Origin of the sequence: Nitrososphaera sp. AFS (assembly GCF_009898475.1) — an archaeon.
Classification (GTDB): Archaea; Thermoproteota; Nitrososphaeria; order Nitrososphaerales; family Nitrososphaeraceae; genus Nitrosopolaris.
This window is the reverse complement of sequence record NZ_QURE01000089.1, coordinates 1-8208: the sequence shown is the minus strand read 5'-3', so window position 1 is coordinate 8208 and position 8208 is coordinate 1. Positions and strand designations below refer to the sequence as shown.

Here is an 8208-nt window from a genome sequence, read left to right as displayed (position 1 = left end):
TTGTGAATCATGAAAAACTTTGGGAAGAATTTTTATTTATTGTGTATCCAGATACTTTTTAGCTTATGGTGATACAAGATGGGTGTTATGTACTGCTTTTTCATACCTCCTCAAAGAAATGGCTGACCAGGGTGACAAGTAATAAGAAATTGCACACCCATTTAGGGGTGATAGACATCTCGTCAATAATAGGGCTAGAGTATGGTAGCATTGTCAAGACTACAGAAGGTAAACTGATCCATCTAGTCGAACCAACAATCCACGACTTTATAATGAAATCAGAAAGAGCAACCCAGATCATATATCCGAAGGAATTAGGATTTATTGTGGCTCGTGCTGGGATCCAGAGTGGTTCAAAAGTACTCGAGATCGGTACAGGTAGTGGTGCCCTAACCACTTTTCTTGCCAGTATTGTAAAGCCTGATGGCCATATCTATACCTACGACGTAAACCCCAATTATATTGAGATTGCGAGACGAAATATCGAAAAAGCTGCGATGACCAAGTATGTTACAACCCATTTGTTTGATCCCATACAGAGATATGATAACGTCTGTTTTGACGCTGTCATAGTAGATCTGGGTGATCCTTGGAATATAGTATCCCAAGTTTATCCTTCCCTCAAGCCAAGCGGTGCGTTTATAGCAATTTGTCCTACTATGAACCAGCTAGAAAAATCGGCCATAGAACTGAAGAGTAATAGCTTCATCGACATCGATTGCGTAGAATTAATGTTACGAAGCATTGAAGCTCGAGAAGGCATGACTAGGCCATCCATGAGAATGATAGGACATACAACTTATCTGATATTTGCCAGAAAAACTGGTATTGTAATAAGCTAAACTCAGTCACATACATACACGGCCAGTTGAGTCTATTTTGTAAGCTGAGGGCGCAATTATAATTTCTCTTGCGAACAAATCAACAAATATGTCTTCATTTAGCTCAATAGAACTCTGACTATGGAAATGCTGCCATGTGTAAATAGCGTATCAGCCCAAAAGGTGGAAATTCATTTGGGTGCCTGGTTTAACATCGTGTCTGTGAGAAAATCCGGCTTTGGTTTCTAGAACATACATTGATTCTTTAGTGGGAACATATGCGGGACAATCTCCTACGGCTGGACACGGCTTCAACTGGGAAGCGATATAGACTACAGAACGATTTGCATCGATCCAGATAATGTCGATAGGGAACTTCATATCTTTCATCCAGAATGATTCCAATGAAGGGTGTTCAAATACAAATAGCATGCCTTGGCTTTCATTCATAGTGTTCTTCACAGCCAAACCTTTAGTCTGTTGGTTCTGGGTGAGCGCTAAATCAGCGATCAGTCTAAAATTATTTACCGTGACTTCCGCCTTTAGATATCGATCAGGAGGAGCAGAAATACCTGCTAGAAAGTTGTCCGCATGAGTATGGTTTATCGATGTATTTATTATAACTAGTAATAATCCCCCAGCAATGAACGCAACTAGAAGAGATCCAATTAGTTTAACTTGCATAATATTTTCTGACTCAACTAGCTTTCATATATTCTGATGGTTTTGGTTAATATCCTGCACAAGTTGGGAGAATTGAGCATAAAACCTAGTTCAATATGACTCAATAAATTTAATGTAGAATCATTATAAAAATAACTAGCGCACCGAGCCCGCCGAATAGAACTATGGTGGCCTTCCATAACCCTGCGCTCGCACTCTCACTTATGTCCCACATCCCACCATGGGATGTTGTTTCCCGATATCTTCTCTTGATCTCAGAATAACTATATATTCTGTCAAAATCTGCAGATGGATTCCACTGGGTTGCAGGCGTATAATTTCGCACTCCATGATTGGTTTTATTGTCATAGTCTTTTCGAGTTGACTCATCTGAGAGGACTTCGTATGCTTCTATTATCTGCATAAATTTAATTTTCGAGTCCTCAGAGTTCTTATTTTTGTCGGGGTGGTATTTCATCGCAAGGCTTCTAAAGGATTTCTTGATATCCGAGTGCGAGGCACGATTACTAACCTCTAGTATGTCATAGTAATTCGGCACCCTTACTATTAGGTATGTCTGTTAAATATGTCTATACGATTCTGAGTCAAAAAGCATTAATTTCTTTGTCCGCTATTCTGGTTTGTGCGATCGATTGAGGCCATGAACAGAGATATTCACCATCAGATAGAACAATTGGTATCATTAGAGCTTCCATCGGTTGAAGAAAACATCGAAGACTGTATTTTTACTGGTTCAGGAGACTCATTTGTGGCCTCACTGATCGGAAGTTATGTTTCCAGCTGCAGAGCCAAATGTTGTCATCCAATGGATATTGTAATGAATCCAAAAATTGTTCTAAACCGAAAAGTATTTTTGGTATCGGTCTCCGGTGCTACGAGGGCTACTTTATTAGCTGCAAAAATGGCAAAAAGATATGCCCAGCGGACTGTGTCGATAACAGCAAAACCAGAGAGCCTTTTAGGTAGAACATCAGACGAACTAATCAAAGTGCGATATAAAAGTGCTAATGTAGTAACAGCCGGTACTGTAGGATTCACTGCATGTGTTATGAATTGTATTTCATTAATGAACAAAGTAAAGTTGAATAACTTACAGAATACTTTCGATGAATCAGTCGACTATGCAGAGTCCTTAGTACATTTTGTGGTTGAGGAACAATCCAAGTATGTTTTTTTGGGAAATGGTCTAGCATTTCCAGCAGCTTTATATGGTTCCCTGAAGATGAATGAGGTATTTGGGAAGGCCACATTCGCATATAACTTAGATGATTATTGTCATTCTCCAATTTTTGGTATTAAAAGTAATGACATGATCATCATAATGGCTAATAATGAAGATGACGTTCGTGTAAGCAAGGTCATTAAAAATCGTCTAAGTAGGCATAATGTCTCAGTATTTTATATAACTTCAACTAGACAAAAAAAAAATATTGAAATTTATCTTCTTTTCACAATTATATCCAGCTAAACTCGCCATGAAAAATGGACTTAAGGACTGCTATTTTTTGAAAAATAGTGACCTTTTACGTCTCAGCTCCAAGCTGATTTATACGTAAATGGCGAATACTTTACAATAATAATGACAATCAGGCAGGGACTAATTATACCGATTTGTTTCAAAAGTTATAATAGCATGTCACCTCCATCGTTTGAATATGACGAGGGTTCTAATAGTCGACGACGATCCAGATATCACGATCACATTCAAGCAGGGTCTACAATCAAATGGATTCGAAGTAGATGTATTCAATGACCCGATACAGGCGTTGTCAAGCTTTAGAGCCTCAAGGTATGATCTACTTCTAATTGATGTTAGAATGCCGAAAATGAACGGTTTTGAGCTGTATAAAGAAATGGAAAAAATAGATGCCGTTAAAGTTTGTTTTATCACAGCATTCGAAGTGTACTATGAAGCATTAAGAGAAGTATTTCCTACCATGGAAGTGGGGTGTTTCATTACCAAACCAATCGAGATTGCAAACCTGGTGAAAAAGATAAACGAACAGTTAGAGGTACCTGCGCACCGTAGAATATCCGATCGCTGATACTCACGGCGATAATCCCAAATACGAATACGGTCCTTTGATCCAGAGAAATTAAGAGTCATATCCAAAAGCTCACTATATCTTACACTTTGGATTTTAATTCTGATAATTCAACATTGCAACATTGTCGTAATAATAAATGATATTTTTAGAGTAGGTATTTATGAACAGAACCATATCAATCTGAATTTAAAACAAGAGACAGAATGAACCAACCGAAGGAATTACTTAGGCGTCGCAATCCCATCAAGCTGTTTGAATAATTTCAAATGCTATTCTAGTGCACAACTAAAAACCGAGCCTCTTCGCGACAAATTAGCTATAATAACTAAACTTAGCTAAACGTATGCGCTCGATTCATAATGTTACTTCCTAAGATTCGATTTAATATGTTCAACTATAGCAGTTAATGGCGTGCCTGGACCAAAATTACCTGAAATACCCTCTTTTTCCAATAATTTCCTATCATTTTCGGGTATAATTCCCCCTCCAATCAGTAGTATATCACTTACGCCTCTTTCCCTTAGAAGCCTTGCGACTTTGGGGAAAAGGACAAGGTGCGCACCATTTAGCAGGCTCATGGCAATGACGTCAACATCTTCATCGATCGCTATATTAGCAACTCGCTCTGGAGTACAAAAGAGGCCAGAGTAGATTACCTCCATGCCTGCATCCCTCAACGCTCTACATATCACTAGGGCTCCTCTGTCGTGGCCATCCAATCCAAGCTTTGACACAAGTACCCTAATCTTTTTTTGCTGTAGCTGCTGTTGTACTGGTGGGCTTAGCTGGTGTTCATCTTGGGCCATCAAGGAAGATTAAAGCCATAGACTATAAAACTTACTGCCAGAACCTGTTTGGGCAGCTTATCCTTACTGATAAAAACAATGAAATTGGAAGTATTTAATATCCGCGAGCCTACCATAAATATACGATGCATCCTTTAGTAGAGGGAGTCCTCAGTGGCGATCGTCGTTCTCTTGCTAGAGCCATTTCCGTGGTGGATAACAAAGAACCTGATTCTTATTCAATTCTGAGTCAGGTATTCTACAAAACAGGCAAGGCCAAAACTGTGGGTTTCACTGGTGCAGGAGGCGCGGGAAAAAGTTCGTTGATTGAAAGCTTGGTACCGGAATTTAAGAAACTAGGGCACAGAGTAGCAGTCTTGGCGGTAGATCCAACAAGCCCAATCACGGGAGGAGCAATATTAGGAGACCGGATAAGAATGCGAAGCACCATGGATGATCAGAGTGTATTTATGAGAAGTATTGCTTCAAGAGGTGCAACAGGTGGCATCTCCAGATCAGTGCGGAACATAATACGAATACTTGACGCTGCTGGGTTTACGTTGATAATCGTTGAAAGTGTCGGTGCTGGCCAATTGGAAGTACAAATTTCTGCGGTAGTTGATGTGACTGCCGTTGTGTTTAGCCCTCAAACAGGTGACAACATACAGGCAATAAAAGCAGGCCTGACTGAGGTAGGAGACCTGTACATAATCAATAAAGGCGACCTTGAAGGATCCTCGACCCTATTCAACTCCATTACCGATTTCGTAGGAGACACGCCTCGTAAACCCACGGTCATGAAGGCATCTGCAAAAAAAGGAGACGGAATTAAGGAACTTGCTGAGCACATTGAAAAGTTGCTGCTTATTAAGGGAGAAAATTATAGAGATCGCGAGAAAAGGATGCTCAAGCTAGAGTTGAAAGACATAATTTTGGCCATGTTAGAAGACAAAGTTTCCTCGACCTTAATGAAGGATAACGAATGTCAAGAATACATTGAAAAAATAGCAAAGAAGGAAATGGACCCGTACATCGCCGCTAAAGGGCTTGCCGCCAAACTTTTAATGTGAAAACTACATGACTGAAATTGCTAAAACAGACTCTGGAATACCCGTGAGTAGAGTCTATAAAAAGAGTTCCATTCGTGGTACTGTCGAAGAAAACGAACCTGGGAAGTATCCATACTTGAGAGGCATCTACCCGGGCATGTATACAGACCGTTTATGGACCATGAGGCAATATAGCGGTTTCGGAAGTGCTGAGGAGACGAATAGCCGATTTAAATTTTTGCTCACCCATGGCCAGACTGGTCTTTCACTCGCATTCGACCTCCCCACCCAAACCGGCCGTGATTCAGATGATCCCCAGTCAGAAGGAGAGGTTGGTAGGACTGGGGTTGCGATAAGCTCACTAAAGAATATGGTATCCTGTTTTGACGGAATCCCTATGGATAAAGTTAGTACTTCGATGACTATCAACGCAACCGCTTCTACATTACTTGCTCTTTACATTAGCGTAGCCGGGATACAGGGTTATTCTCCGGCTACTTTGAGGGGAACTACTCAGAATGATATTCTAAAAGAATATATCGCTAGAAACACGTATATCTATCCTCCAAAACCTTCATTGAGGCTGATAGGTGATACCATAGAGTACTGTTCGAAGAATGTGCCTCAATGGTATCCCATCAGTATTTCCGGTTACCATATGCGGGAGGCTGGCTGTACCGCTGTCCAGGAATTAGCTTTCACATTTGCGAACGCTATACAATATATTGAGACTTGCCTGGATAGGGGAATTAAGATTGATGACTTTGCACAAAGACTTTCATTTTTCTTTTGTGGTACAATGGAATTCTTTGAAGAGATTGCTAAATTTAGGGCTGCAAGAAGAATATACGCTAAGATAATGAAAGATACTTTTCATGCTAGAGAGGAGAAATCCCTTCATTTGAGATTTCACGTTCAAACAAGTGGCGAATCACTCACTGCTCAGCAGGTCGATAATAATATCGTCAGAGTTACAACGCAGGCACTAGCAGCAGTACTAGGTGGCTGTCAATCTCTGCATACTAACTCTAGGGACGAGGCACTAGCATTGCCAACAGAAGATTCGGTAAAAGTAGCATTGAGAACGCAACAAATTATAGCATCGGAAAGCGGTGTCACTAAGACAGTAGATCCCATAGGTGGATCCTATTATGTGGAATACTTGACACAGACCATTGAAGATGAAGTAGAAAAATATCTGAAACAAATTCAAAGCCTGGGAGGGGCGTTAGCAGCAGTTGAGAGGGGCTTTTTCCAAGATGAGATAAGAAAGAATGCCTACAGATTAAAAAAGGAGATAGATTCCAAAGAGCGTATCATAGTAGGGGTTAACAAGTATCAAGACACGAAAGATGTAGAACCAAAAATAAGCGTACTAGACAATGAGATTGAAAGCCGACAAGTCTCTAGACTTAAGGAGTTCAAGATAAACCGTGACAAAGCAAAGGTTGAAGCAGCAATTAGCACTCTTCAAACCTCTGCAGAAGATCCAAATCAAAATCTAATGCCGCATATAATCGCCGCAGTACAGTCAAATGTAACATTAGGAGAAATTAGCGCTGTATTCAAAGAAGTATTTGGTGTCTTCGAGCCCAAGGTCGCTTTCTAATGAGATGCATCACATTCAAAAAAAAGCTAACACTCAAACATCTCAAATCCGCAATAGATTATAATTGATCATCCTCTTGCCTTACTTCGAGTTAAGGGCTTTTGAGCGGTAAAATTTTAGATCCCGATTTATCAACAGAAGGGCTTGCGTCATATCAGTGGGCCAAATCGCGAATGACCATGATTGAAAAGATTGTAGAACGCCATATAGTCAAGAAACCTCTGACTGGTCTCAGACTAGGATTTTGTCTTCACATAACTAAGGAAACATCTGTGTTGGCGATGAGCGCGCAGTTGCTTGGCGCAGACGTTGCCATTTGCTCTGCAAACCCATTGTCCACAAAGGATGAGGTAGCAGCGTTCTTGTACTCAAAGGGAATACGAACCTATGCGTGGAAGGATCAAACCAAGGATGAATACGATGACTGTATAAACAAGGTTCTACAATCCAATCCTGATATTATAACCGACGATGGAGCCGACTTGCATACTGCAGCACATACGGGTACGGAATTTCGCATTTTCGGTGGAACTGAAGAGACCACGACGGGTGTAAATAGGCTCGAGTCTTTGCAGGCAAAAAACATTTTGAATTATCCAGTCATTGCGGTAAATAATTCACCTACGAAGCATATGTTCGATAATAGATATGGAACTGGCCAAAGCACTATTGATGGCATACTGCGGATTACAGGCATACTTTTAGCGGGAAAGCACTTTGTAGTATGCGGCTACGGTTGGGTTGGAAGAGGTGTCTGTGTTAAGGCACGGGGAATGGGCGCGATAGTATCTGTGAGTGAGATAGATCCCATCAAGGCCCTTGAGGCACACATGGATGGATTCGATGTTAAACCGTTATCAGACTTAGCTTCATCTGGAGATGTTTTTGTGACATGTACTGGCGCCACCAACGTTATCAGAGAAGAACATATTAAAAAGATGAAGGATGGGGTATTCTTATGTAATGCGGGACATTTTGATGTTGAGATAGATGTCAGTTCCCTTAATTCTTGTGCTGGAAAACCCAAGGCAGTAAGATCCAACATCGATTGCTATAATTTCAATGGCAATAGAATATACCTACTGTCAAAAGGAAGAGTCGTTAATTTGGTCGGAGCAGAGGGAAATGCCCCCGAAGTGATGGCACTTTCGTTTGCCAACCAATTACTAGCTATAATTTACCTTTCTGAGAAGCACGATTCTTTAGAGAACA

The 8208-nt window shown here is 40.6% G+C and carries 9 protein-coding genes; 6 read left to right on the top strand and 3 right to left on the bottom strand.

What is annotated here, in order from left to right; all coding sequences use genetic code 11:
* Positions 1-65 precede the first annotated feature (65 nt).
* Positions 66-842 carry a tRNA (adenine-N1)-methyltransferase gene (locus DYY65_RS09100; protein WP_162477644.1) on the top strand — a complete coding sequence of 259 codons (777 nt, stop codon included), beginning with the start codon at positions 66-68 and terminating at the stop codon, positions 840-842.
* A 150-nt stretch (positions 843-992) separates the two neighbouring features.
* Here DYY65_RS09100 and DYY65_RS09095 read toward each other — a convergent pair whose 3' ends face one another.
* Entirely contained in the window at positions 993-1505 is a 513-nt protein-coding gene (locus DYY65_RS09095; RefSeq protein WP_162477643.1) for a DUF192 domain-containing protein, read from the bottom strand.
* A gap of 109 nt (positions 1506-1614) precedes the next feature.
* Positions 1615-2043 (bottom strand): J domain-containing protein, encoded by a 429-nt coding sequence (locus DYY65_RS09090; RefSeq protein WP_201449434.1) that lies wholly within the window; start codon positions 2041-2043, stop codon positions 1615-1617.
* A 102-nt stretch (positions 2044-2145) separates the two neighbouring features.
* On the opposite strand from DYY65_RS09090, the gene DYY65_RS09085 reads away from it, so the two are divergent.
* Both DYY65_RS09085 and DYY65_RS09080 read left to right on the top strand, forming a co-directional pair.
* Positions 2146-2973, top strand: a complete 828-nt coding sequence (locus DYY65_RS09085; protein ID WP_162477642.1) for a hypothetical protein — start codon at positions 2146-2148, stop codon at positions 2971-2973.
* Between the two features lie 187 nt (positions 2974-3160).
* On the top strand, positions 3161-3550 hold the full coding sequence (locus DYY65_RS09080; protein ID WP_162477641.1) for a response regulator: 390 nt from the start codon (positions 3161-3163) through the stop codon (positions 3548-3550).
* A gap of 365 nt (positions 3551-3915) precedes the next feature.
* On the opposite strand, the gene DYY65_RS09075 is transcribed toward DYY65_RS09080, so the two are convergent.
* Entirely contained in the window at positions 3916-4359 is a 444-nt protein-coding gene (locus tag DYY65_RS09075; RefSeq protein WP_162477640.1) for a cobalamin B12-binding domain-containing protein, read from the bottom strand.
* Positions 4360-4484: 125 nt separating this feature from the next.
* On the opposite strand from DYY65_RS09075, the gene meaB reads away from it, so the two are divergent.
* From meaB to DYY65_RS09060, 3 genes are all read left to right on the top strand, one after another.
* Positions 4485-5408 carry a methylmalonyl Co-A mutase-associated GTPase MeaB gene (gene meaB / locus DYY65_RS09070; RefSeq protein WP_162477639.1) on the top strand — a complete coding sequence of 308 codons (924 nt, stop codon included), beginning with the start codon at positions 4485-4487 and terminating at the stop codon, positions 5406-5408.
* Positions 5409-5415: 7 nt separating this feature from the next.
* On the top strand, positions 5416-6996 hold the full coding sequence (locus DYY65_RS09065) for an acyl-CoA mutase large subunit family protein (protein WP_162477638.1): 1581 nt from the start codon (positions 5416-5418) through the stop codon (positions 6994-6996).
* Between the two features lie 101 nt (positions 6997-7097).
* On the top strand, positions 7098-8208 hold a 1111-nt coding region (locus tag DYY65_RS09060), incomplete at its 3' end, for an adenosylhomocysteinase (RefSeq protein WP_162477637.1).

Coding starts and splice junctions, on each gene's coding strand:
- meaB (WP_162477639.1), top strand. CDS start 4,485: ATGCATCCTTTAGTAGAGGGAGTCCTCAGTGGCGATCGTCGTTCTCTT.
- DYY65_RS09065 (WP_162477638.1), top strand. CDS start 5,416: ATGACTGAAATTGCTAAAACAGACTCTGGAATACCCGTGAGTAGAGTC.
- DYY65_RS09080 (WP_162477641.1), top strand. CDS start 3,161: ATGACGAGGGTTCTAATAGTCGACGACGATCCAGATATCACGATCACA.
- DYY65_RS09100 (WP_162477644.1), top strand. CDS start 66: ATGGTGATACAAGATGGGTGTTATGTACTGCTTTTTCATACCTCCTCA.
- DYY65_RS09095 (WP_162477643.1), bottom strand. CDS start 1,505: ATGCAAGTTAAACTAATTGGATCTCTTCTAGTTGCGTTCATTGCTGGG.
- DYY65_RS09075 (WP_162477640.1), bottom strand. CDS start 4,359: ATGGCCCAAGATGAACACCAGCTAAGCCCACCAGTACAACAGCAGCTA.
- DYY65_RS09085 (WP_162477642.1), top strand. CDS start 2,146: ATGAACAGAGATATTCACCATCAGATAGAACAATTGGTATCATTAGAG.